20 protein-coding genes and 1 pseudogene are annotated in these 22,389 nt (G+C 71.9%); 10 read left to right on the forward strand and 11 right to left on the reverse strand.

The genetic code is table 11. From position 1 onward, the window contains the following. Positions 1-159: 159 nt before the first annotated feature. Positions 160-1,737, reverse strand: a complete 1,578-nt coding sequence (locus ACFYSH_RS04580) for a PucR family transcriptional regulator (RefSeq protein ID WP_388750890.1) — start codon at positions 1,735-1,737, stop codon at positions 160-162. 103 nt (positions 1,738-1,840) lie between these two features. Beyond that, complete coding sequence (locus ACFYSH_RS04585) at positions 1,841-4,210, reverse strand: ATP/GTP-binding protein (protein ID WP_388750892.1); 2,370 nt, start codon at positions 4,208-4,210, stop codon at positions 1,841-1,843. Positions 4,211-4,455: 245 nt separating this feature from the next. Here ACFYSH_RS04585 and gabT point away from each other — a divergent pair, with 245 nt between their 5' ends. Together gabT and ACFYSH_RS04595 are read left to right on the forward strand one after the other, a co-directional pair. Further along, on the forward strand, positions 4,456-5,796 hold the full coding sequence (gene gabT / locus ACFYSH_RS04590) for a 4-aminobutyrate--2-oxoglutarate transaminase (RefSeq protein WP_359475472.1): 1,341 nt from the start codon (positions 4,456-4,458) through the stop codon (positions 5,794-5,796). Positions 5,797-6,217: 421 nt separating this feature from the next. Continuing rightward, a complete protein-coding gene (locus tag ACFYSH_RS04595) occupies positions 6,218-6,754 on the forward strand; it encodes a phosphatase PAP2 family protein (protein WP_388750894.1) in 537 nt (178 codons plus the stop codon). On the opposite strand, the pseudogene ACFYSH_RS04600 reads toward ACFYSH_RS04595, so the two are convergent. Beyond that, positions 6,739-6,972, reverse strand: a pseudogene (locus ACFYSH_RS04600) (chitinase); the annotation flags it as partial. The gene ACFYSH_RS04595 and the pseudogene ACFYSH_RS04600 sit on opposite strands and share 16 nt — an antisense overlap. A 253-nt stretch (positions 6,973-7,225) precedes the next feature. Here ACFYSH_RS04600 and ACFYSH_RS04605 point away from each other — a divergent pair. Next, positions 7,226-7,381: a hypothetical protein gene (locus ACFYSH_RS04605; protein WP_359475478.1), complete on the forward strand. Its 156-nt coding sequence runs from the start codon at positions 7,226-7,228 to the stop codon at positions 7,379-7,381. A 121-nt stretch (positions 7,382-7,502) separates the two neighbouring features. Further along, complete coding sequence (locus ACFYSH_RS04610) at positions 7,503-7,925, forward strand: hypothetical protein (protein ID WP_359475481.1); 423 nt, start codon at positions 7,503-7,505, stop codon at positions 7,923-7,925. Here the strand turns inward: ACFYSH_RS04610 and ACFYSH_RS04615 are convergent. The 7 genes from ACFYSH_RS04615 to ACFYSH_RS04645 form a co-directional block, all read right to left on the reverse strand. Next, positions 7,904-8,683 carry a helix-turn-helix transcriptional regulator gene (locus ACFYSH_RS04615; protein ID WP_359475496.1) on the reverse strand — a complete coding sequence of 260 codons (780 nt, stop codon included), beginning with the start codon at positions 8,681-8,683 and terminating at the stop codon, positions 7,904-7,906. The two genes, ACFYSH_RS04610 and ACFYSH_RS04615, sit on opposite strands and share 22 nt — an antisense overlap. 245 nt (positions 8,684-8,928) lie before the next feature. Continuing rightward, positions 8,929-10,344, reverse strand: a complete 1,416-nt coding sequence (locus ACFYSH_RS04620; protein WP_359472805.1) for an FAD-dependent oxidoreductase — start codon at positions 10,342-10,344, stop codon at positions 8,929-8,931. A gap of 21 nt (positions 10,345-10,365) precedes the next feature. Further along, on the reverse strand, positions 10,366-11,169 hold the full coding sequence (locus ACFYSH_RS04625; protein WP_359472807.1) for an ABC transporter permease: 804 nt from the start codon (positions 11,167-11,169) through the stop codon (positions 10,366-10,368). Beyond that, positions 11,169-12,083, reverse strand: coding sequence for an ABC transporter permease (locus tag ACFYSH_RS04630; protein WP_359472809.1), 915 nt, complete (start codon positions 12,081-12,083; stop codon positions 11,169-11,171). The genes ACFYSH_RS04625 and ACFYSH_RS04630 overlap by 1 nt, the downstream gene beginning before the upstream one ends. Continuing rightward, on the reverse strand, positions 12,080-13,231 hold the full coding sequence (locus ACFYSH_RS04635; RefSeq protein WP_359472811.1) for an ABC transporter ATP-binding protein: 1,152 nt from the start codon (positions 13,229-13,231) through the stop codon (positions 12,080-12,082). The genes ACFYSH_RS04630 and ACFYSH_RS04635 overlap by 4 nt, the downstream gene beginning before the upstream one ends. A 50-nt stretch (positions 13,232-13,281) precedes the next feature. Next, complete coding sequence (locus ACFYSH_RS04640) at positions 13,282-14,529, reverse strand: spermidine/putrescine ABC transporter substrate-binding protein (RefSeq protein WP_359472813.1); 1,248 nt, start codon at positions 14,527-14,529, stop codon at positions 13,282-13,284. 48 nt (positions 14,530-14,577) lie between these two features. After that, positions 14,578-16,092, reverse strand: a complete 1,515-nt coding sequence (locus tag ACFYSH_RS04645; protein ID WP_388750899.1) for a gamma-aminobutyraldehyde dehydrogenase — start codon at positions 16,090-16,092, stop codon at positions 14,578-14,580. 219 nt (positions 16,093-16,311) lie between these two features. Here ACFYSH_RS04645 and ACFYSH_RS04650 point away from each other — a divergent pair, with 219 nt between their 5' ends. Further along, positions 16,312-16,851: an NADAR family protein gene (locus ACFYSH_RS04650; protein ID WP_388751253.1), complete on the forward strand. Its 540-nt coding sequence runs from the start codon at positions 16,312-16,314 to the stop codon at positions 16,849-16,851. 49 nt (positions 16,852-16,900) lie between these two features. Here the strand turns inward: ACFYSH_RS04650 and ACFYSH_RS04655 are convergent, their stop codons facing one another. Continuing rightward, positions 16,901-17,611, reverse strand: coding sequence for a DUF4190 domain-containing protein (locus ACFYSH_RS04655; protein ID WP_388750900.1), 711 nt, complete (start codon positions 17,609-17,611; stop codon positions 16,901-16,903). A 118-nt stretch (positions 17,612-17,729) separates the two neighbouring features. Between ACFYSH_RS04655 and ACFYSH_RS04660 the strand changes: the two genes are divergently transcribed. The 5 genes from ACFYSH_RS04660 to ACFYSH_RS04680 are packed head-to-tail and all read left to right on the forward strand — an operon-like array spanning position 17,730 to position 22,331. After that, positions 17,730-18,764, forward strand: a complete 1,035-nt coding sequence (locus ACFYSH_RS04660; protein ID WP_359472821.1) for an adenosine deaminase — start codon at positions 17,730-17,732, stop codon at positions 18,762-18,764. 23 nt (positions 18,765-18,787) lie between these two features. Further along, entirely contained in the window at positions 18,788-19,492 is a 705-nt protein-coding gene (locus tag ACFYSH_RS04665) for a glycerophosphodiester phosphodiesterase (protein WP_388750902.1), read from the forward strand. Between the two features lie 51 nt (positions 19,493-19,543). After that, positions 19,544-20,350, forward strand: a complete 807-nt coding sequence (locus ACFYSH_RS04670) for an SAM-dependent methyltransferase (protein ID WP_388750904.1) — start codon at positions 19,544-19,546, stop codon at positions 20,348-20,350. Further along, positions 20,350-21,603 (forward strand): sensor histidine kinase, encoded by a 1,254-nt coding sequence (locus ACFYSH_RS04675; protein ID WP_388750906.1) that lies wholly within the window; start codon positions 20,350-20,352, stop codon positions 21,601-21,603. The genes ACFYSH_RS04670 and ACFYSH_RS04675 overlap by 1 nt, the downstream gene beginning before the upstream one ends. Beyond that, entirely contained in the window at positions 21,600-22,331 is a 732-nt protein-coding gene (locus ACFYSH_RS04680; protein WP_359472827.1) for a response regulator transcription factor, read from the forward strand. Before ACFYSH_RS04675 ends, ACFYSH_RS04680 begins: the two co-directional genes overlap by 4 nt. Positions 22,332-22,389: the final 58 nt, after the last annotated feature.

The following is a 22,389-nucleotide window of genomic DNA, read 5'->3' on the forward strand; positions in this document are numbered from 1 at the left end:
GGCGGTCCGGCCCTTCAGGGGGTGGTGTACGACGATCGCCGGGCCTCGCGTGGACACCCGTGGGCCCCACCGTAGGGCGCCCCGGCGCGGATGTGGTTTGTCCGCGGTGGAGCGGAGGCGGCGCCTGGTGCACCGGTTTGTAGTGACCGAAGGAGAGGGCTACTGCGCGCCCGCGGAGGAGGCCGTCGCCTTCAACGCCAGCCACAGCTCCATCCGGACGTCGGGGTCGTCCAGCGAACGGCCCAGGATCTCCTCGACCCGGCGCATCCGGTAACGCAGGGTGTGGCGGTGGACACCCAGGTCGGCGGCGGCGGCGTCCCACTGGCCGTGCCGGGAGAGCCAGGCGCGCAGGGAGGCGGCCAGATCGCCGCGGCCCTTCGCGTCGTGTTCCCGTAGCGGGCGCAGCATCCCGTCGGCGAAGGCGCGTACGGCGTCGTCGGCGAGGAGCGGCAGGACGGAGCCGGCCGCGAGCTCCTCGTGCTCGACCAGGGTCCTGCCCCGGCGGCGTGCGACGGAGAGCGCCTGTTCGGCCTGCTTGTACGCGGCGGAGACGGCGATCGGCCCGGAGGGGGCGGACATGCCGATGACCGCCTCGGTGTCGTCGGCGCCCGGCTCGCGCGCGGGACGGTCGTCCACAGCGCGGGCGTGGGCCGCGCAGGCCTCGACCGCCGCGCCGCCGTCCGCGGCCAGCACCACGAGGCGCTCGCCCTCGGGCACCGTCAGCAGGGCTTCGCCGGACCGGGAGGCGGCGGCCTCCATCGTCTCGGCGAGCAGCTCCGTCCCGGAGGGGGCCGGCGCCTCGGCGATCAGCAGCCGCAAGGGCGCGTCGAGCAGCCCGCCGTACAGGTCCCCTGCGACGGCCCGGGCGTGGTCGGACTCCCCCGCCAGCAGCATGCGCAGGACCGCCGCGCCGAGACGCTGCTCCGCGCTCTGGAGCGCGCGGGAACGGGCCGTGGTCAGGGTCAGCAGGGCGACCGCGGAATGCACGGCGTAACGCTCGGCCGTACCGAGCGCCGCCCCCGTGCCGACGGCCAGCGCACCACGGTTCCGCCGGCCGGCGCCCAGGGACTGGAGTTCGACCCGGTCGGCGCTGTCGCTGTCGCCGACGACCGCGCTGGCCGGGGCGGGGCGGTCCCGCAGCCGCTCCACCTCGGGGGTGAGCCGGGCGGCGCGGCGGGCGGCCCAGTCGGGCGCCGCGGCGACGACGGCGCCCGCGGAGTCGTACAGCGCGGCCCATCCGTCGACGTGCGCGGCGAGGCGGGTGAGCAGCTCCGCGGGGCCGTCGCCCGCGACCGCGGCCCGGGTCAGTTCCCGCTGGGCCTCGAAGCCGGCCGTGACCGAGCGGTACTGGTCCGCGGCGATCGCCGCGGACACCGCCTTGCTGATGGCGAGGAACGGCGTGCGCCGGGGCACTTCCAGGAGCGGCAGCCCCGCCTCCTCGGCGGCGTCCACCAGGGCGTGCGGAATCTCCTCGTAGGTGACGCCGACGCCGAAGCCGATCCCGGCCACCCCGGCGCCGACCAGCCGCTGTACGTACCGGCGCATCGTCGCCGGGTCCCGGGCGTCGAGGTTGGTCGCGGTGACGAGGAGCAGCTCACCGCCGTCCATGTACGGGACCGGGTCGGCGAGCTCGCTGGCGTGCGCCCACCGCACGGGTGTGCCGAGCCGGTCGGCTCCCGCCCGGGCGGCGAGCTTGAGCGACGGGTGCTGGACGAGCGAGGCGAGAGTGGGAGGCATGGGACCGCCGGACCTCTGGGAGTCGACTGCGCCGTCCCGTACAGACGGCCGCATCCGATTCTGCCAGGACGGCAGGGTGCCTGTGACCGGCGCACGTCGGGTCTCAGCCGCCCAGGTCGACCAGGAGCGGGGGAGCGTGCTCGCCGTCCACGGTCGTGAGCGACAGGACCGCGTGGCCGGCGGGGAGCTCGTAGGCGAGCGCGGAGGCGGACCAGCGCTCGCGTTCGACCTGGCGCACGGTCACGGCGTCCCTGGTCACCGCCTTGCCGGTGACGAGCTTGCGCAGCCCGTGCAGGGCGCGGGTGAACGGCTGGTCCGCGAAGACCGCGTGCTGGGCGACCTCGCGGGTCTCCACCCACTCCTTGCCCCAGGCCTCGGCGAAGCGCTTGCCGTCCCAGGTGTTGACCCCGTTGAAGGCCATGCAGCAGCCGACGGCACCGAGCAGCGGGGTATGGAGCACCTCGGGGACGTCGTCGACGGTACGCAGCGTCAGGACCGCTCCCGCGTTGACCGACCGCAGCCGCCGGATGCCCCGGACGGTCTCGGCGGTGATGGTCCGGGTGGCGTCGTCCAGGACCAGGCAGACGAAGAGCGACCGGTCGGTGCGTGCGGCGGCGATCGCCGTGAACTGGGCGAGGACGAGTCGGGTGAGCAGCCGCGACGCCTCGGCGTGCGCCCGCTCCGGGAGGTCGATCCTGACCCGGAGCGGCAGGTGTTCGAGGGAGCGGAGCGAAAAGGGCCGTGCCTCTTCCCCGGTGGCGAAGAAAGGCGCGAAAGCGGGCCGGTCGAGCAGCGCGATCCGGTCGGCGAGCGCGGGCCCCGGGTCTCCGGCTCCGCCCTTCTGCCGGGTGAGTGCGTCCAGCTCCCGCAGCATGGCCTGGTGGCCTCCCGCTCCGAGGGCCTCCCGCAGCGCGTCGACCGCGGCGAGGTCGCCGTCCACGAGCTCCCGGAGCGCGGACACCTCGGGGAAGCACCCGTGGACGGCTCGGTAGGGGCCGAGCACCTGGGCGAGCACGGTGGCGGCGCGCCTGCTGTCCAGGTGGGCCACATCACCGACCAGCCCCTCCGCCAGCACACTCGCGGCCTCGTCGGGGTCGGTCGTACCGCCGTACAGGTCGAAGTCGTACACGGAGGACGGGTCACCGATCCGCACCACCACGTCGAACGCGTCGTCCGGGCCGAGGTCGCCCCCGGCTCCTCCGACGGCGAGCACCGCGGCCCGGCCGGCGAGTGCCTGCAGGGCGAGCGATTCGACGACCGGCCGCACCAGCCGGGCGGACTTACCCGCCCCCGGTGGGCCGACCGCCAGCAGCGAGGTGCCCAGCAGGGCGGGTTCCAGGGCGATGCCCGAGCCGCGGCGGGCGTACGGGTTGTGCGGGTCGTCGGCACAGCTGCCGAGCCTGACCTGGCCGGTGAGCAGATCGTGCCGGGCGGTCCGGCGCGGCAGGTCCCGGGCGCCGGAGGGGTGGAGCGCGGCGGCGCCGCCCGTGCGCAGGACGGCCTCGGAGAGCGCGGCGAGGCGCTCCGGGTGCCCCCTGCCCACCGTCCAGGCGTGACGCAGGCGAGCGACGTCGACATCGTTCATCCGGCCGGTGCGCACCTCGGCGGTGAGCGCCTCGGCGGCGTCCGTCCGCCCCGCCGCGCGGAGCTCCGGCCATTGCTCGGGAGTGGGGGCGTCCGGCTGCGCGGAAGGAGCCTGGGCCGCCGGGGCGGCGCCCTTGCCGAACCACTGGGCGGCCGGCGCCCGCCAGTGGCCGAGGCGGGCGAACGGCCAGAGCACGCCGAGGGCGATCACGGTGTAGATCACGTTGACGACGGTCTGGCTCTGGTAGATCTCGCCGCCCGCGACCGAGGCGACGAGGATCAGCACCGGCCGGACGACCGGCACGCCGTCCTTCCACACGAGGAGCTCGGCCAGGGCCCCGCCGGCGGCGGTCGCCAGTGCCAGGAAGGGCTGCCCCCGGCCTGCGACATGACGCCGGAAGATCTCGGACCAGTTGCCGAGGCGCCCGCATCCGTAGACCAGAAGTCCGAAGAGGACGGCCTCGTAGACCGTGAGGGCGTCGGCGCCCTCGATCGTCCGGGGCCCGCCGAACGTACCGGCGTACCACCAGTCGCCGGGAGTGAACAGCTTCAGCGGGACGAGCCGATAGGGGATGTACCCGTTGCGCCAGAGCGACCACAGGAGCAGTCCGCTGAGTACGGAGATGAGCACCCCGACCAGCAGCGAGCGGTCGGACACCCCCTCGGGCTTCTCGGGCGGGCGCGGTGTGTGCCCGTAGCGCCATACGCCCGGTTCGGCCACGGGGCGGGGGGTGCGCAGCCATTCCTCGACACCGGCCCCCTCCCCCGCCGGGCGGCGTGGGTACGGGGCGTACGAGGGAGGCGGTGGCGCTGCGGGCGGTGGCCCGGCAGGGCGGGGCACCCGGTCCGCGCCCGTGCCCCGTGCGTCGTACGTGCCTTCGGTGTCCATGAAGTGCTGCCCCCTGACCAGCCAGGTCCCGCCTTCTGCACCGGCCAATCTAGTGCCCGCGCGCCGGGAGTTCAGCCATGCGGCCGCATGGCCCGGGGAGGTCTCGCCCGCAGACCTCGTCCGGCCACCTGTCCGCCGCGGACAAGGACACGCCCCCACCACTCCCGATCGGAGCATGACCGCTGCCCGCACCCGCCCCTAGCCTGCAGAAACAGAAGCGTCCGAAACACCCCCAGGAGCCCCTCATGTCCGACATCCCGCAGGAGCGCCGCCTCGTCACCGCCATCCCCGGCCCGAAGTCGGTGGAGCTGCAGGCCCGCCGTGTCGCGGCGGTCGCCGCAGGTGTGGGTTCCACGCTGCCGGTCTTCACCGCCCGGGCGGGTGGCGGAATCATCGAGGACGTGGACGGCAACCGGCTGATCGACTTCGGTTCCGGCATCGCCGTGACCTCGGTGGGCGCCTCCGCCGAGGCGGTCGTACGCCGCGCGTCGGCGCAGCTCGCCGACTTCACCCACACCTGTTTCATGGTCACGCCGTACGAGGGGTACGTCGAGGTCTGTGAGCAGCTCGCCGAGCTGACGCCGGGCGACCACGCCAAGAAGTCGGCACTGTTCAACTCGGGCGCCGAGGCCGTCGAGAACGCCGTGAAGATCGCCCGTGCGTACACCAAGCGCACCGCGGTCGTCGTCTTCGACCACGGCTACCACGGCCGGACGAACCTCACCATGGCGCTGACGGCGAAGAACATGCCGTACAAGCAGGGCTTCGGTCCGTTCGCGCCCGAGGTGTACCGCGTGCCGGTGGCGTACGGCTACCGCTGGCCGACCGGCGCCGAGAACGCCGGCGCAGAGGCGTCCGCGCAGGCCATCGACGAGATCACCAAGCAGATCGGCGCGGACAACGTCGCCGCGATCATCATCGAACCGCTCCTCGGCGAGGGCGGTTTCATCGAGCCGGCCAAGGGCTTCCTGCCGGCGATCGCCCGGTTCGCGAAGGACAACGGCATCGTCTTCGTCGCTGACGAGATCCAGTCGGGCTTCTGCCGCACCGGACAGTGGTTCGCCTGCGAGGACGAGGGCATCGTGCCGGACCTGATCACCACGGCGAAGGGCATCGCGGGCGGCCTCCCGCTGTCCGCGGTCACCGGCCGCGCCGAGATCATGGACGCCGCTCACGCCGGCGGCCTCGGCGGAACGTACGGCGGGAACCCGGTGGCCTGCGCGGGCGCGCTCGGCGCCATCGAGACGATGCGCGAGCTGGACCTCAACGGAAAGGCCAAGCGCATCGAGGAGGTCATGAAGGCCCGCCTCGCCGAGATGCAGTCGAAGCTTCCGAACGGCGACCGCATCGGGGACATCCGCGGCCGTGGCGCCATGATCGCGATCGAGCTGGTCAAGCCGGGCACCAAGGAGCCCGACGCGGCCGCCGCGGGAGCACTGGCCAAGGCCTGCCACGCGGAGGGCCTGCTGGTCCTGACGTGCGGCACCTACGGCAACGTCCTGCGCTTCCTGCCGCCGCTCGTCATCGGCGAGGACCTGCTCGACGAGGGCCTGGACATCATCGAGCAGGCGTTCGCGAGGCTCTGACACACGCGAGGACACAAGCGAACCGCCCCGGCGCCGGGGGGCGCCCCCACGGGCGGCGCCCGGCCGGGGGTGGAGGCGTGTGAAGAAGGTGTGCGGGGGCGATGGCGGGATACCTTTGTGACTTCCGGTGCCTCCTTCCACTGACGTACGGTTTTCCCAGATGAGTGAAACACCCCGCCCGCAGGGGACTGCGGGTGATGCCGGGCCGGGGCTCCCCCAGCGCCGTCCCGGCCGTGCCATCGCGCACACCGCTGGAGCCTCGGGCTCCGGGACTCCTCACCGATCGGATGGCCGCTCGCCCCACACCCCCCGGGGCGCGCGGCAAACCGATCCGACCGGCCACCTCGGAACACTCCCCCCTGTTCCCCGGTGGCCGGTTCTTCTCGTCGCCGGGGCCGGCACGCTGCTGGCGCTCTTCCTCGTGATCACCTGGCAGGTGCTGACCGACGGCCCGCTGCTCGATCCCGACGAACGCCTCGGCCTGGAGCTGGCGGGACGGGGTCCTGCCCCGCTCGCGGACCTCTTCGCCGATCTCGGCAACATGCAGGTCGCCCTGCCCGTGCTGGCGTGCGCGGTGCTCCTCGCCTGGTTCCGCCGCGCCCGGCGTGCCGCGCTGTACGCCGTTTCGACCATGGCCGCCGTCCCGGCGCTCGTCGTCCCGCTCAAGCTGTGGACGGATCGTCAGGGCCCGCTGACGGAAGCGACGGGCTACTACCCCTCGGGTCATACGACCACGGCGATGGTCGCGTACGGGGCCGCCGCCCTGCTGCTCGCCCCGTACATGAAGCGGTCATGGATGACGCTCGTCGCCGCCGTCCTGCTGACGGCGGCGACGAGCGTCGGTCTGGTGCTGCGCGGCTACCACTGGCCGCTGGACGTGGTGGCCGGCTGGTGCGTGAGCGGGGTGCTGCTGCTCGCTCTCCGGGCGGGCTCCAGGAGCGGTCAGCCGCCGAAGTAGGCGTCGAAGTTCTCCGAGAACTCCCGGTTGTTGAAGCGGTCCCAGTTGATGGACCAGGTCATCAGCCCGCGCAGTCCGCTCCATGTGCCGTGTGTCTGGTAGCCGCCGCAGTCGGTCTTCTTCGTCAGGCAGTTCAGCGCCCTGGTGACCTCGGCCGGCGAGGTGTGGCCGTTGCCCGCCTGGGTGGACGCCGGGAGGCCGAAGGCGACCTGTTCGGGCACGGGCGCGCCGACCGCCGCTCCGCTGCCGCCGGTGCAGCTCCAGCCGTCCAGTCCCGCCTCGAATCCGCCGTTCCGCGCCAGATCCGCGTCGGCGGCTCCGGCGGCCGGTGCCGTGGCGACCAGGGCACCGGCTGCGAGCAGGGCGGCGGAGAAGACCGTCAGGAGTCCGGAGAGGCGGACGGATGGTCTGGATCCGGTGCGTTCCACAACAGCCTCCGCGCAGAGGAGAACTGAGCCGTCGGCGCGCAACATGGTCCAGACCAATCAGGTCGTCAAGACCTCCGGCGATGCCTCACCCTGCGCCGCGGCCGGCTACGGCCTCATGGAGGGCCAGCTCCAGGAGTGCCGCGTCGGTGAGCGTGAGGGGGCGGAGCCGGATCATGACGCGGGTCGGGCCACCCGGTGACAGTGACCCCGGTCACGCATCCGCGCCCGGCGGCCAGGAGCCCATTCCCTGTGGGGAATTGCCGCTCTCCGCCGCACGCCGCAGGATCTGGTGCGTGAACGCCCCCGGTGAGGAGAAGTGCATGACCGAGATCGACCCCCAGTGCCTGGCTGACCGCTACATCGCCCAGTGGACGGTGGCCGACGCCGCCGAACGCCGCGCGGCCGTCGAGCGGCTGTGGGCCGAGGACGGCACCCACGTCCTCCGGCCGCCGGTCGAGATCCGGGAGGCCGCCGCGCAACTCGGCTTCGGTCACACGGCTCTGGAGGCCCGGGGCCACGATGCCATCGAGGCCCGGGTGGCCCGGAGCTACGAACGCTTCGTCGAGGGACAGGGTCTGACCTTCCGGCCCCGTGCCGATGCGGTGCGCCTCCATGGCGTGGTCAGGTTCGGCTGGGACACGGTGTCCACCGCGACCGGCGACGTCGTGGGTGGTGGCTCGGAAGTCCTGCTGCTGGACGACGACGGCCGGATCCGGACCGACTACATGTTCCCCGGCCCCTGATCCGTGACGGCGGAAGGCGCCGGCCCGGCGGCGGCCCTGAGCACCTCGGCCGTCTGCGGGTCGGCCGGCAGGAAGGCCTCGAGTTTCAGCTCGGCGAGCGTCACGTCGACGGCGGTGGCGAAGGTCGTCACCGTCGTCATCAGGCTCAGTTCGCCGCGTGAGGACCGCAGTCGGAGCGGTACCGCGAAGCCGAGCCGACCTGCGGACGGGCCCAGTTCGGGTACGTACGCGGTGAGTTCGGCGCGCAGTTCGTGCTGGCGGCCGAGGCGGGCCAGGATGTGGCGTGCCCACTCGGCCAGGTTGCGGACGCGAGGGGCCACACCGTCGGGGTGCAACGCGAGACGGTAGACGTTCCTCCCCGGGCCCACCAGTCCCGGCGCCGCTCCCTCGGTGATCAGATCGAACGCGGTGTTCGCGGCGATCAGGTCACCGCGCCGGTCCACGACCAGCGCCGGGTAGGGCAGATGCCCGACGAGGATGTGGTCGATGGCCGCACGGACGGGGGCCAGCTCCGGGTCGTCCAGCGAGCTCTCGGGGTAGACGGGGGCGTAACCGGCGGCCAGCAGCAGTTCGTTGCGCTCCCGCAGTGGCAGCTCCAGCGACTCGGTCAGCCGCACCACCATGTTCCGGCCGGGAACCGACCTGCCCGATTCGATGAAGCTGAGGTGGCGCTGGGTGGTGCCCGCCCGCAGCGCCAGGTCGAGCTGGCTGATGTGCAGGCGGGTACGGCGTTCACGAAGCGCACGGGGAAAGTCCACGCACCTGTTGTAGCGGCGGGGGGGGGGGGGGGGCGGGGGCGGGGGCGGGGGGGGCGGGGGGGGGGGCGGCCGGGCCGGGGGCGGCGGGGGGGGGGGGGGGGGCGGGCCGCCCGCGCCGGGGGGGGGGGGCCGCGCGGGGGGGGGGGGCGGGGCGGCCCCCCCCCCCGCGCCCCCCCGCGCCGCCCCCCCCCCCCCCCCCCCACCGCCGGTCGCGGTTCCGCGGCGGGCCCGGCCGGTTCACCCGCTCAGCTGTCGAAGCCGAGCCCCATCCGGTCCATGGCCCGGAGCCACAGATTGCGGTGCCCGTCGTGACTGTCGGCACGGGCGAGGGACCTCTTGGTGAGTTCGATGCCGACCCAGGCGAACGGCTCGGGCGGGAAGGGCACCGGCTTGGAGCGGACCATGTCGAGCGCGGTCCGCTCGGTTTCCCGGCCCGACAGCAGGTCGAGCATGACCTCGGCTCCGAAACGCGTGGCCCCGACGCCGAGCCCGGTGTATCCGGCGGCGTACGCGACCCGTCCGCGATGGGCCGTGCCGAAGAACGCGGAGAAGCGGGAACACGTGTCGATCGCACCGCCCCAGGCGTGGCTGAACCGTAGGCCGGACAGCTGCGGGAAGCACTCGAAGAACTGCTCGGCGAGCTTGAGGAACGTCTCCGGGCGCTGGTCCAGGGAGGCGTTCAGCCGGCCGCCGTACGGATAGACGGCGTCGTACCCGCCCCACAGGATCCGGTTGTCGGCGGAGAGCCGGAAGTAGTGGAACTGGTTGGCGCTGTCCCCCAGCCCCTGGCGGTCGTTCCAGCCGACCGAGGCGAGCTGGTCCGTGCTCAGCGGCTCCGTCATCAGCGCGTAGTCGTACACCGGGACCGTGTACGGGCGCACCCGCCGCACCAGCGACGGGAAGATGTTCGTGCCGAGGGCGACGTCGCGGGCGAACACCCTGCCGTACGGGGTGCGCACCGCCACGCCCGCTCCCGACCGGGCGAGCTCGAGGCCGCGGGTGTGCTCGTGGATCCGTACGCCGAGGCCGAGGCAGGCCTCTTTGAGCCCCCAGGCGAGCTTCGCGGGATGCAGCATGGCGACGCCGCGCCGGTCCAGCAGGCCGCCCAGGAATGTCGGCGAGTCGACATGGGAGCGCACCTGGTCGCGGTCCAGGAACTCGAGCCCGCCCAGACCCAGTTCCTCGGTCCTGCGGTGCCATGCGCGGAGTTCGTCGAGCTGGTGGGGCTGTGTGGCGACATCGATCTCGCCGGTGCGCTCGAAGTCGCAGTCGAGGGAGTAGCGGGCCACGGCGGACTCGATGGCGTCGAGGTTCCGTGCGCCCAGTTCCTCCAGCGTGCCGATCTCGTCCGGCCAGCGCTCCAGGCCGTTGGCCAGGCCGTGGGTGAGTGAGGCCGCGCAGAATCCGCCGTTGCGGCCCGAGGCCGCCCAGCCGACCTCGTGGCCCTCGATGAGGACGACGTCGCGCCCGGGGTCGCGTTCCTTGGCGAGCAGCGCGGTCCACAGTCCGCTGTATCCGCCGCCGACGACCAGGAGGTCGCATCGTGCGTCACCGGTGAGTGCGGGAAGGGCACCGGGCTTTCCCGGGTCGTCGAGCCAGTAGGAGAGGGGGCGTGCGTCGGAGAGCGAGTGTGCGGCAGTACGCATGGCATCCGGGGCCATGGTTTCCAACTCCTTCGAGTGCTACTTTCCCGCGTTGCTCTGGCGCCGGTTCGCGATGAGCTGGCCGGCGAGGACCACCGCCACGGCGATGACGAACATGGCCGTGCCGATGACGTTGATCTGCACGGGCGTTCCACGCTGCGCCGATCCCCAGACGAACATGGGGAACGTCACCGTGGAGCCCGCGTTGAAGTTGGTGATGATGAAATCGTCGAAGGAGAGCGCGAAAGCGAGCAGCGCTCCCGCGGCGATCCCGGGGGCGGCGATCGGCAGGGTCACCCGGAGGAACGTCTGCACGGGGCCCGCGTACAGGTCGCGGGCGGCCTCCTCCAGCCTCGGGTCCATCGACATCACGCGTGCCTTGACAGCGGTCACCACGAAGCTGAGACAGAACATGATGTGGGCGATCAGCACGGTCCAGAAACCCAGCTCGGCGCCCATGTTGAGGAAGAGGGTGAGCAGCGAGGCGGCCATGACGACCTCGGGCATCGCCATCGGCAGGAAGATGAGGGAGTTGATCGCGCCGCGGGCCCGGAAGCGGTAGCGGACCAGCGCGAAGGCGATCATCGTGCCGAGCACGGTCGCGCCGGCGGTGGCCCAGAAGGCGATCCGCAGCGAGAGCGAGAGTGAACCGCAGAGGTCGGCGACGCCGCAGGGGTCCTTCCAGGCGTCCAGGGAGAACTCCTGCCAGGCGTAGTTGAAGCGCCCTTCGGGCCGGTTGAAGGAGAAGGCCATGACGACGATGTTCGGCAGGATCATGTAGGCGAGGGTCAGCAGACCCGCGATCACGACCAGGTTCCGGCGGAGCAGGCGGAGCAGGGGCATCAGACCAGGTCCTCCGTCCCGGAGCGGCGGATGTAGGCGGTGACCACGAGCAGGACGACCGCCATGAGGATGAACGAGAGCGCGGCCGCCGTCGGGTAGTCCAGGACCCGGAGGAACTGGCTCTGGATGACGCTGCCGACCATCTTGGTGTCGGTGGAGCCGAGGAGTTCCGCGTTGACGTAGTCGCCGCTGGCCGGGATGAACGTCAGCAGGGTGCCGGAGACGACCCCGGGCATGGACAGCGGAAGGGTCACCTTGCGGAAGGTGGTGGCGGGGGTGGCGTACAGATCGCCGGCGGCCTCGTGGAGCCGGCCGTCGATCCGCTCCAGCGAGGTGTAGAGGGGGAGGATCATGAACGGCAGGAAGTTGTACGTCAGCCCGCAGACGACGGCCATGGGGGTGGCCAGGACCCGGTTGTTCCCGGTCCAGCCGAGCCACGCGGTGACGTCCAGGACGTGCAGGGTGTTCAGCACGTCGACGACCGTGCCGCCGTCCGCGAGGATCGTCTTCCAGGCCAGCGTCCGGATCAGGAAGCTGGTGAAGAACGGTGCGACGACCAGCACGAGCACCAGGTTGCGCCACCGTCCGGCCTTGAAGGCGATCAGGTACGCGAGCGGGTAGCCGAGCAGCAGGCACAGGAGCGTGGCGGTGCCGGCGTACAGGACGGACCGGAGGAACTGCGGGTAGTAGTCCGCGAGGGCGTCCCAGTAGGTACGGAAGTGCCAGGTGACCTCGAAGCCCTTCTCCAGGGATCCCGTCTGGACGGAGGTCGACGCCTGGTAGACCATCGGCAGCGCGAAGAACACGACCAGCCACAGGATGCCGGGGAGCAGCAGCCAGTAGGGGACGAGCCGTCTGCGGGTGGACGGTTTGCGGACCACGGCCTGCGCGGGGGGCGCCTTCGTGACGCTCACGCCACCTCCTCCAGGCCTTCCGTGCCGGCGTCGACGGACTGGTCCGCGTCGAGTCCGAAGGTGTGCTCGGGGTTCCAGTGCAGGACGACGTCGGCGCCGGGGACGAGCCGGCTGTCGCGCTCGATGTTCTGCTCGTAGACCTGGAGGGCCGTGCCGACCGGGCTCTCGACGACGTACTGCGTGGAGACGCCGATGAAGCTGGAGTCGGTGATGCGGCCGTTGACCCGGTTGCGGCCCTCGGGTATCGCCGCCGCGTCGGCGGTGTGGGTGAGGGAGATCTTCTCGGGGCGTACGCCCACGAGCAGCGTGTCCCCGCTCCGGGCGCCGGCCGCGCACCGCCCGCCGGGCAGCCTGAGCTTCCCGCCGCCGGCCGTGACGACGACGTCCGTACCCGTGGAGACGATCTCCCCCTCGATGAGGTTGGAGGTGCCGAGGAAGTTCGCCACGAAGGTGGTCCGGGGGTTCTCGTAGAGGTCGGCGGGGGCGCCCAGCTGCTCGACGCGTCCGCCGTTCATCACCGCGACGGTGTCGGCCATGGTCATGGCTTCCTCCTGGTCGTGGGTGACGTGGATGAACGTGATGCCGACCTCGGTCTGGATCCGCTTGAGTTCGAGCTGCATCTGGCGGCGCAGCTTGAGGTCGAGGGCGCCCAGGGGCTCGTCGAGGAGGAGGACCTGGGGGTGGTTGATGAGCGCGCGGGCCACGGCGACGCGCTGTTGCTGGCCTCCGGAGAGCTGGTGCGGCTTGCGCCGGGCGAAGTCACCGAGCTGGACGAGGTCCAGCATCTCGCCGACCTGCTTCTTCACGGACTTGATGCCGCGGCGGCGCAGCCCGAAGGCGACGTTCTCGCTGACGTCGAGGTGCGGGAAGAGCGCGTAGCTCTGGAAGACGGTGTTCACGGGCCGCTTGTACGGGGGCAGGCCGGTGATGTCGCGGCCGCCGAGCGAGACCGTGCCGGTGGTCGCCTCCTCCAGGCCGGCGATCATGCGCAGGGTGGTGGTCTTGCCGCAGCCGGACGCGCCGAGCAGCGCGAAGAAGGAGCCCTGTGGGACGGTGAGGTCGAGGGGGTGCACTGCGGTGAAGGAACCGTAGGTCTTGCTGATCCCGGTGAGACGGACGTCGCCGCCCTCTGTCTGCTGCTGTGTCATGGGTCGCGGTCCCAGTGGTGTCGGGGGAGAACGGGAGGGGGACGGGCCGGTCAGGCGCCGATGAGCTCGGCGAACTTCTCCTCGTACGCCGTCTCCTCCTCGGAGCTGAGGGAGCGGAAGGCCCGCGACTTAGCGGCCATCGCCTTGTCGGGGAGGATCAGCGTGTTGGACGCCATCGACTCGTCGATCTTCGCCAGTTCGCCGGCGACCCCGTCCACCGGGCAGACGTAGTTGATGTAGGCGGCGAGCTGGGCCGCGACGGGGAGCTCGTAGTAGTAGTCCATGAGCTTCTCGGCGTTGGTCTTGTGCCGGGCCTGGGCCGGGACCAGCATGTTGTCGCTCGACGTGATGTAACCGGCGGACGGGACGGAGAACTTGATCGCCGGGTTGTCGGCCTGGAGCTGGATGATGTCCCCTGCCCAGGCCACACAGGCCGCGATGTCGCCCTTGCTCAGGTCCGCGGTGTAGTCGTTGCCGGTGAAGCGGCGTATCTGCTTCGTGTCGACGCCCTTCTGCATCCGGCCGATGGCCGCGTCGTAGTCGGCGTCCGTGAACGACGCCGGGTCCTTGCCCATGTCGAGGAGCGTCATGCCGACCGAGTCGCGCATCTCGGAGAGGAACGAGACCTTGCCCTTGAGCCGGGGGTCGTCGAGCAGCTGGGTGACGGAGTCGACCTTCCGGCCGCCGGTCGCCTTCTCGTTGTAGGCGATGACGGTGGGAATGCCGGTCCACGGATAGGAGTAGGCGCGGCCGGGGTCCCAGTCGGGCGTACGGAACTGGGCCGACAGGTTCGCGAAGGCGTGCGGGAGGTTCGCGTGGTCGAGCTTCTGCGCCCAGCCGAGCCGGATGACGCGCGCTGCCAGCCAGTCCGTGACGATGATCAGGTCGCGTCCGGTGTCCTGGCCCGCGGCGAGCTGCGGCTTGATCTTCCCGAAGAACTCGACGTTGTCGTTGATGTCCTCGGTGTACTTGACCTTGATCCCGGTGCGTTTCGTGAACGCCTCCAGGGTCGGACGGCTCTTCCCGTCCTCGCCGACGTCCATGTACTCGGTCCAGTTGGAGAAGTTGATCTGCTTCTCCGCTGCCGAGCGGTCGTCGGAGGCCGCGGCGTCCCCTGGCCGTCCGGCGGGCGGGATCCCGCACGCGGTCAGCGCCCCGAGGCCGCCGATTGCGAGGGCCGCGGTGCCCGACGCCCGGAGGAGGGAACGGCGGGTGAGGGCGCCCCTGCCGTTGGTGAGGCTGCGCCTCATGGCGGCCAGCTGCGGCGCGGAGAGGCGCTCGGGCTCGTACTGCTCCATACGCGTGTGCCCTTCCGGGTGGGTGGGGCCGCCGTGTGGCGGCCGCTGCTATCGGTCCCCGAAGACGGTGCGGTGCCAGTCCTTGGAGGCCACCGCGGTGTTGTCGTACATGACGTGCTTGACCTGCGTGTACTCCTCGAAGGAGTACGACGACATGTCCTTGCCGAAGCCGCTGGCCCTGTACCCGCCGTGCGGCATCTCGCTGATGATGGGGATGTGGTCGTTGATCCACACACAGCCCGCCCTGAGTTCGCGGGTGGCGCGGTTGGCCCGGTACAGACCGGTGCTCCATGCGGAGGCGGCCAGTCCGTACGGGGTGTCGTTGGCGAGGCGGATGCCCTCGTCGTCGGTGTCGAAGGGCAGCACGACCAGGACGGGGCCGAATATCTCCGAGGTGACGATCTCGCTGTCCTGGGCTGCGCCCGTGATGAGGGTCGGCCGGTAGTAGGCGCCGGCGGCGAGTTCGCCTCCGGGAGCCTCACCGCCGGTGACGACGGTGGCGTAGGCGCGGGCCCGGTCGACGAATCCGGCGACCCGGTCGCGCTGCTGATGGCTGATCAGCGGACCGAGGTCGGTGGACGGGGCGAACGGGTCCCCGAGCCGCACGCTCTCCATCAGGGCGGCGACCCCGCTCACGAACGCGTCGTAGAGGGGGCGCTGGACGTAGGCCCGGGTGGCGGCCGTGCAGTCCTGGCCGGTGTTGATGAGGGAGCCGGCGACGGCTCCGTGGACCGCGGCGTCGAGGTCGGCGTCGTCGAAGACGAGGAAGGGGGCCTTGCCGCCGAGCTCCAGGTGCAGCCGCTTGACGGTGGCGGTCGCGAGTGCGGCGACCCGCTTGCCGACGGCGGTGGATCCGGTGAAGGAGGTCATCGCGACGTCGGGGTGGCTCACGAGGTGTTCGCCCGCGTCCGCACCGGCGCCGCAGACGATGTTGATCACGCCGTCGGGGAGGCCGGCCTCCGTGGCCGCCTGCGCGAACATCAGCGAGGTCAGCGGTGTGATCTCGGAGGGCTTCAGCACGATGGTGTTGCCCGCGGCGACGGCCGGGAGGACCTTCCAGGCCGCCATCTGGAGCGGGTAGTTCCAGGGCGCGATCGAGCCGACGACCCCGAGGGCCTCGCGGCGTACGTAGGAGGTGTGGTCGCCGCTGTACTCGGCGGCCGACTTCCCTTCGAGGTGGCGGGCGGCGCCGGCGAAGAACGAGGTGTTGTCGACCGTGCCGGGAACGTCGAACTCGGTGGACAGCTTGAGGGGCTTTCCGCACTGCAGTGATTCGGCGTACGCGAAGTCCTCGGCCCGGCCCGCGAGTACGTCGGCGAAGCGGTGCAGCGCCTGGGACCGTTCGGCCGGGGTGAGCCCGGACCAGCCGGGGAACACGTCGCGGGCGGCGGCCACGGCGGCGTCGACGTCTTCGGTGCCCGCCGGTTCGTAGCGCAGGACCGTTTCTCCTGTGGCGGGGTCGACCACGTCCTGGTGGCGTCCCGATGTGCCGGGGCGCAGCCGTCCGCCGATGTACTGCGCACCCTCGGCGAAGCGGTCCCGCACCTGGAAAGCGTTACCCATGACGTTCTCCTCCGCTGCCCCCCGTGACCAGGGGCGGCGTAGCTTCTTGTCGAATTGAGTGCCGATCCTGACAGAGCGCACCTCTACCAACAAGTGATTCCGTTGTTTCCTTTTGGTTACGCAACGGAATCTGTCGACGATGTGTCTTGTGCGTACGGAAATCCCTGTACCGGGTGTCGGTGGCGGATGCCAGACTCGGCTGCCATGGGACAGGAACACATGGACGGCCTGCTGGAGCGCGCCGCCCGCGGGGAGAACGTGAAGTACCTGCCGTTCTGGGGGCATCGGGCCCGCTCGGACGGCAGGCTCGGGGAGAGCTGTCTCAGTCAGTGGTGGCCTTCGCCGTTCACGGTCGATGCGGTGACCTACGCCTCGGCCGAGCACTGGATGATGGCCGGCAAGGCCCGGCTCTTCGGGGACGCGGAGGCGGAGGCCCGGGCCGTGGCGGCGAGCAGCCCGGCGGCGGCGAAGAAGGTGGGCCGGCTGGTCAGGGGCTTCGACGACGACGTATGGGCACGGGAAAGGTTCGCCCTGGTCGTCGAGGGCAGCGTCCACAAGTTCGGTCAGGACCCGGCGCTGCGGGCGTACTTGCTGGGGACCGGTGAGCGCGTGCTCGTCGAGGCGAGTCCGATGGACCGGATATGGGGCATCGGCCTCACCAAGGACGATCCGCGCACCGCGGACCCGGCCGCCTGGCGAGGTCTGAATCTGCTGGGCTTCGCACTGGTGGAGGCGCGGACGCGGCTGCGCGCGGGGTGACACGGCGCGCGGCCGGGCCCGGGACGCGCTCCCCCGGCCCGGCCACGGGTCAGCTCGTGCTGCCGACGACCAGCGACGTGGCGTAGGGGTCGTCGTAGTCGTACTCGTAGTCACTGCCCGACTCGTCGTTGGCGACGGCCCAGATCAGGAATCCGAGGAAGACCGCGCTGATGACGATCGAGATCGATCCCAGGATGATCCCGGCGAGTGCCATGCCCCCGTTGGTCGCCTCTCCGCGCTTGGCGCGGCCCCGGCCGATGATGCCGAAGATCAGGGCGAGGATGCCGAGGACGACACCGAGCCCCCACATGCAGAAGCCGGCCACGGCGATGATGCCGAGGACCATCGCCGCGATCCCCAGCCCGTTCGCGGGCGCCGGGCCCCAGGGCTGCTGGCCGCCGTAACCGGGGTAGCCCGGGTAGCCGTACGCGGCCGAGGGGGCGGCAGGCGCGGCCGGATAGCCGTACGCGGCCGAGGGCGCCGCAGGAGCGGCCGGGTAACCGTAGGCCCCCCCCGGCCCGTTGGGCCCGGCCGGCGGCGGGGGCACCGGAGGCTGCTGCGGGCCGAACGCTCCGGCCGGCCCGGGTATGGGACCGGTGCCCGCGTCGGCACCCGGCACCGATATGACCGTGGGCTGGTCGTGCACGGCGGGCGGGACCGCGTCCGCGGGCTGCTTGCCGAGCTCGACCCTGCTGTCCGGCGGAGCCCACGGATCGCGCGGCGCGCCCTCGCCCCCGGGCTGCTGTGTGTTGTCTGACATGGGCCTCCCCCATCGTGGTTCCGCCATGCTACGGCCCGGCATCCACCCGCAGGGCCCCGCCTACGATGATCGGTGCGGCCGGGACGCCCGGCCGTGAGAAGAGACCCGGGAGTATCCGATGAACGACCTGCATCCCTTCATCGCGGGGCTGCCCAAGGCCGAACTGCATGTCCACCACGTCGGGTCGGCCTCGCCCCGCATCGTGGCCGAACTGGCGGCCCACCACCCCGACTCCAAGGTCCCCACGGACCCGGAGGCACTGGCGGACTTCTTCACCTTCACCGACTTCGGGCACTTCATCGACGTCTACCTCTCGGTGGTGGACCTGGTCCGCACCCCCGAGGACGTCCGGCTGCTGACCTTCGAGATCGCCCGGGACATGGCTCGGCAGAACATCCGGTACGCGGAACTGACCGTCACCCCGTTCAGCTCGGTGCGCCGGGGGATCCCGGAGCAGGGCTTCATGGAGGCCATCGAGGACGCCCGCAAGGCCGCGGAGTCCGAGCTCGGTGTCGTCCTGCGCTGGTGCTTCGACATTCCGGGCGAGGCCGGTCTCGAGTCCGCCGAGGAGACCACCCGGCTCGCCGTCGACCTGCGGCCCGAGGGCCTGGTCTCCTTCGGCCTGGGCGGACCCGAGGCCGGCGTGGACCGCCCACAGTTCAAGCCGTACTTCGACCGTGCGATCGCCGAAGGGCTGCACTCCGTCCCGCACGCCGGGGAGACCACGGGCCCGCAGACCGTCTGGGACGCGCTGACCGCGCTCCGCGCGGAGCGCATCGGCCACGGGACCAGCTCCACCCAGGATCCGCGGCTGCTGGCCCACCTCGCCGAGCACCGCATCGCCCTGGAGGTCTGCCCGACGTCGAACATCGCCACCCGGGCGGTCGCGGACCTCGACCGCCACCCGATCAGGGAGATGGTGGAGGCGGGCGTACTCGTCACGGTCAACAGCGACGACCCGCCCATGTTCGGCACCGACCTCAACAACGAGTACGGGGTGGCGGCCCGGCTGCTCGGCCTGGACGAGCACGGAGTGGCCGATCTGGCGAAGAACGCCGTGGAGGCCTCGTTCCTGGACCCGGCCGGCAAGCGGACACTGGCCGCCGAGATCGACACGTACACGACGAACTGGCTGCGGGCTCCCGGCCGGTGACGCCACCGGTCACAATGACCGGCATGACCACCACCGTCACCGCCGTGGCCCACCGCGGCGATCCCTACCGTGCCCGCGAGAACACGCTCCCCTCGATCCGGTCCGCCGTGGAACGGGGGGCTGACGCGGTCGAGATCGATGTCCGCGTCACCCGGGACGGGGTGCCCGTACTGCTCCACGACTCCACGCTGGAACGTCTGTGGGGCCACGGCACCCGACTCGACCGTCTGACCCGGAAGGAGTTGACGGAAGCGACCGGTGGCGGGGTGCCCACCCTGAGCGAGGCACTGTCCGCCGCCGGAGACCGCCGGATCATGGTCGACCTGCCGGGCGCGACCGACGCGTCCGTACGGGAGATCATGGGGGTGGTGCGCGAGTGCGGGGCGCAGGAACGTGTGTACTACTGCGCGGACACGCACGCGATGCTGAAGGTGCGTGCGGCCGATCCGTCGGCCGAGATCGCGCTGACCTGGACGACGCTCGCGCCCCCACGCGCCGTCCTGCTCGAAGCGGTGCGGCCACGCTGGCTGAACTACCGTTTCGGGCTGCTGAGCCGCGAACTGGCCGACCGGGTCCACTCCGACGGGCTGCTGGTATCGGCCTGGACGGTGGACACCCGGCGCACGATGCGCCGGCTCCTCGCGTACGGCGTCGACTCGATCACCACCAACCGGATCGACGCGCTCCATGCCCAGCTGGCCAACTCCCCATCGATACACGCCTCTTGATCGACCCGGCATCATGGGCGGTCCGTACCGTCCGTGACCCCAGGAGCAGACGTGACCGAGCCCGGCCCCCGTACCGCACCGCCCCGTGTCCGCGCCGACGTCGCCCACAACGCCCGGGTGTGGAACCACTGGCTGGGCGGCGGCGACAACTACCCCGTCGACCGTGCGGTGGGTGACCGGGTCACCGGCATGTACCCGAGCATCGGCGAAGTGGCCCGCGCCGACCGGGCGTTCCTCGGCCGGGTGGTGCGCCATCTGGCCGGCGACGCGGGCATCGGCCAGTTCCTGGACATAGGCACCGGGCTGCCGACCGCGGACAACACGCACGAGGTCGCCCAGCACACCGCGCCCGACGCGCGCGTCGTCTACGTCGACAACGACCCGATCGTCCTGGCGCACGCGCGCTCGCTGCTCTCCAGCTCGCCCGAGGGTGCCACCGAGTACATCGAGGCGGACGCCCGGGATCCGGAGCGCATCCTGCGCGCGGCCGGACGAACCCTGGACCTCCGGCGCCCGGTCGCGGTGATGATGCTGGGCATCCTCAACTTCGTCCTGGACACGGACGAGGCGCGGGGCATCGTGACGAAGCTGATGGCCGCCCTGCCGTCCGGCAGCCATCTCGTACTCACCCATCCCACGCTGGAGCTGGGCGGTGAGGGCAACGAGGCCGCGATGCGTTTCTGGAACGAGAACGCCACTCCGCCGATCACCGCTCGCAGCCGCTTCGAGTTCACCTCGTTCTTCGACGGCCTGGACATCCTGGAGCCGGGCGTCGTGTCCTGCTCCCGCTGGCGGGCGGACCCCGCGGGCCGGACCCCCGAGGTCGCCCAGTTCGGCGCGGTGGGCCGGAAGCCCTGATGCAGGGAGCCCTGAGGAAGGCCCGGGCACGAAGACCGGGGGCGCACCGGCCCGCGTACGAGTCGTGGGCCGGTGACGTCCTCGTCGCGCTGCTGGTGCAGGCCGCGGTGACCATGCCGTTCGTGGTGCCCCGGTCGGCCGAGCTGCCTCCGGCCACCTGGGCGGCGTACGGGCTGACGACGCTGACCGTGCTGCCCCTGGTGGCCCGCCGCCAGGCTCCGGTCACCGTGCTGCTCGCGGTGCTCGCAGCGGGCGCGTTGTACAGGTTCATGGTGGACGGCCCGGGCCAGCCGCTGCCGTACACCGGGCTCGTGGCGTTCTACACGGTCGCCGAGCTGTCCGTCCCCCGGCGGCGGCTCGCCGTCGCCGTGCTGGTCCTGGCGGCGGTGTTCCCGTCGGTGGCGTGGAACACGGGGGAGGCCAGGGAGCTGCTGTTCTCGCTCTTCGTGTTCGCGGCGGCGTACGCCTTCGGGCGGTTGACCCGCACCCGCAAGGAGTACATCCGGGCCGTGGAGGACCGTACGCGGCAGCTGGAGGTGACCCGGCAGGTCGAGGCCGAGCGGGCGGCCGCGCGGGAGCGCGCAAGGATCGCCCGGGAGATGCACGACGTGCTGTCCCACGCGGTGAGTCTGATGATCGTGCAGGCGGAGGCAGGCCCGGTGGCCGTGCGTACAGCGCCGGAACGGGCCGAGGCCGCCTTCGACGCCATCTCGGAGACCGGCAGGGACGCGATGGTGCAACTGCGGCGGATGCTGGGGGTGCTGCGGGAGGACGCCTCGGAGGACACCCCGTCGCCGCGTGCCCCGCAGCCCTCGCCGGCGGACCTGCCGGCCCTGCTGGAGCGGGTACGGTCCGGCGGGCTCGAGGTCGTGTACACGGTCACGGGACGCCCCGGCGCCGTGCCGGCGGCAACCGGGGCCACGGTGTACCGGATCGTGCAGGAGGCCCTGACCAACGTCGTCAGACATGCCCGGGCGACCTGTGTGACGGTGGAACTGGCCCACGGTCCGGGGGACGTGACCGTGACGGTGACGGACGACGGGGCCGGACCCGGCGCGACTGCCGGCCTGGCGGCCGGCGCCGCCACGGGGACGGGGGCCGACGCGACCACGGGGATGGGGCTCATGGGCATCCGTGAGCGGGCCGCCGCTCACGGCGGGACGGCCGTGGCGGGCGCGGGCCCCGGGGGGCGGGGGTTTCAGGTGCTCGTCGCCCTGCCCCTTGTAACCTCCGGGGAGGGGGTGGGGAGTTGACGATCCGTGTGGTGGTGGCGGACGACCAGGAGCTGGTGCGGAGCGGCTTCGCGATGATCCTGGACGCGCAGCCGGACATCGAGGTGCTCGCCGAGGCGGGGGACGGCCGGCAAGCCCTGGACGCGGTGCGCCGGATGCGGCCGGACGTCGCTCTGCTGGACATCAGGATGCCGGTCATGGACGGCATCGAGGCCTGCCGGGCGATCAGCGGCCTGGGCGGATGCCGCACGGTCATGCTGACCACCTTCGACTCGGACGACTACGTCTACGAGGCGCTGCACGCGGGTGCCAGCGGCTTTCTGCTGAAGGACGTCAGGCGGGACGACCTGGTGCACGCGGTGCGGGTGGTGGCGGCCGGGGACTCGCTGGTCGCACCGTCCGTGGCCCGCCGGCTCATCGCCGAGTACACCTCGCGTCCGGGCGCGTCCCGGCACGCGTCCGGGCCTGCCCGGCTGGACGTGCTCACCGCCCGTGAGCGGGAGACGCTGCTGCACCTGGCTCGGGGGCTGTCCAACGCGGAGATCGCGACGGCCCTGGTGCTCAGCGAGCACACGGTGAAGACCCACGTCGGCAACGTCCTGTCGAAGCTGGGGCTCCGGGACCGCATCCAGGCGGTGATCTGCGCGTACGAGACGGGCCTCATCACTCCCTCGCCCGAGGGAGACGCCGTTCCGCCCTCCCCCGCGCGGGTGAGGCGATCTCCCCCGCACGACCCCTCGCTCGGGTGATCCGCGCGCGCCTTCGGATCAAGAGGATGGAGTCATCGATCCGTCACGGACCCTGAGA

It is taken from the genome of Streptomyces sp. NPDC005791, from assembly GCF_042871485.1.
In the GTDB taxonomy this organism is placed as follows: domain Bacteria; phylum Actinomycetota; class Actinomycetes; order Streptomycetales; family Streptomycetaceae; genus Streptomyces.

Coding starts and splice junctions, on each gene's coding strand:
- ACFYSH_RS04580 (WP_388750890.1), bottom strand. CDS start 1,737: ATGCCTCCCACTCTCGCCTCGCTCGTCCAGCACCCGTCGCTCAAGCTC.
- ACFYSH_RS04585 (WP_388750892.1), bottom strand. CDS start 4,210: ATGGACACCGAAGGCACGTACGACGCACGGGGCACGGGCGCGGACCGG.
- gabT (WP_359475472.1), top strand. CDS start 4,456: ATGTCCGACATCCCGCAGGAGCGCCGCCTCGTCACCGCCATCCCCGGC.
- ACFYSH_RS04605 (WP_359475478.1), top strand. CDS start 7,226: ATGGTCCAGACCAATCAGGTCGTCAAGACCTCCGGCGATGCCTCACCC.
- ACFYSH_RS04610 (WP_359475481.1), top strand. CDS start 7,503: ATGACCGAGATCGACCCCCAGTGCCTGGCTGACCGCTACATCGCCCAG.
- ACFYSH_RS04620 (WP_359472805.1), bottom strand. CDS start 10,344: ATGGCCCCGGATGCCATGCGTACTGCCGCACACTCGCTCTCCGACGCA.
- ACFYSH_RS04625 (WP_359472807.1), bottom strand. CDS start 11,169: ATGCCCCTGCTCCGCCTGCTCCGCCGGAACCTGGTCGTGATCGCGGGT.
- ACFYSH_RS04635 (WP_359472811.1), bottom strand. CDS start 13,231: ATGACACAGCAGCAGACAGAGGGCGGCGACGTCCGTCTCACCGGGATC.
- ACFYSH_RS04640 (WP_359472813.1), bottom strand. CDS start 14,529: ATGGAGCAGTACGAGCCCGAGCGCCTCTCCGCGCCGCAGCTGGCCGCC.
- ACFYSH_RS04645 (WP_388750899.1), bottom strand. CDS start 16,092: ATGGGTAACGCTTTCCAGGTGCGGGACCGCTTCGCCGAGGGTGCGCAG.
- ACFYSH_RS04650 (WP_388751253.1), top strand. CDS start 16,312: ATGGACGGCCTGCTGGAGCGCGCCGCCCGCGGGGAGAACGTGAAGTAC.
- ACFYSH_RS04655 (WP_388750900.1), bottom strand. CDS start 17,611: ATGTCAGACAACACACAGCAGCCCGGGGGCGAGGGCGCGCCGCGCGAT.
- ACFYSH_RS04660 (WP_359472821.1), top strand. CDS start 17,730: ATGAACGACCTGCATCCCTTCATCGCGGGGCTGCCCAAGGCCGAACTG.
- ACFYSH_RS04665 (WP_388750902.1), top strand. CDS start 18,788: ATGACCACCACCGTCACCGCCGTGGCCCACCGCGGCGATCCCTACCGT.
- ACFYSH_RS04675 (WP_388750906.1), top strand. CDS start 20,350: ATGCAGGGAGCCCTGAGGAAGGCCCGGGCACGAAGACCGGGGGCGCAC.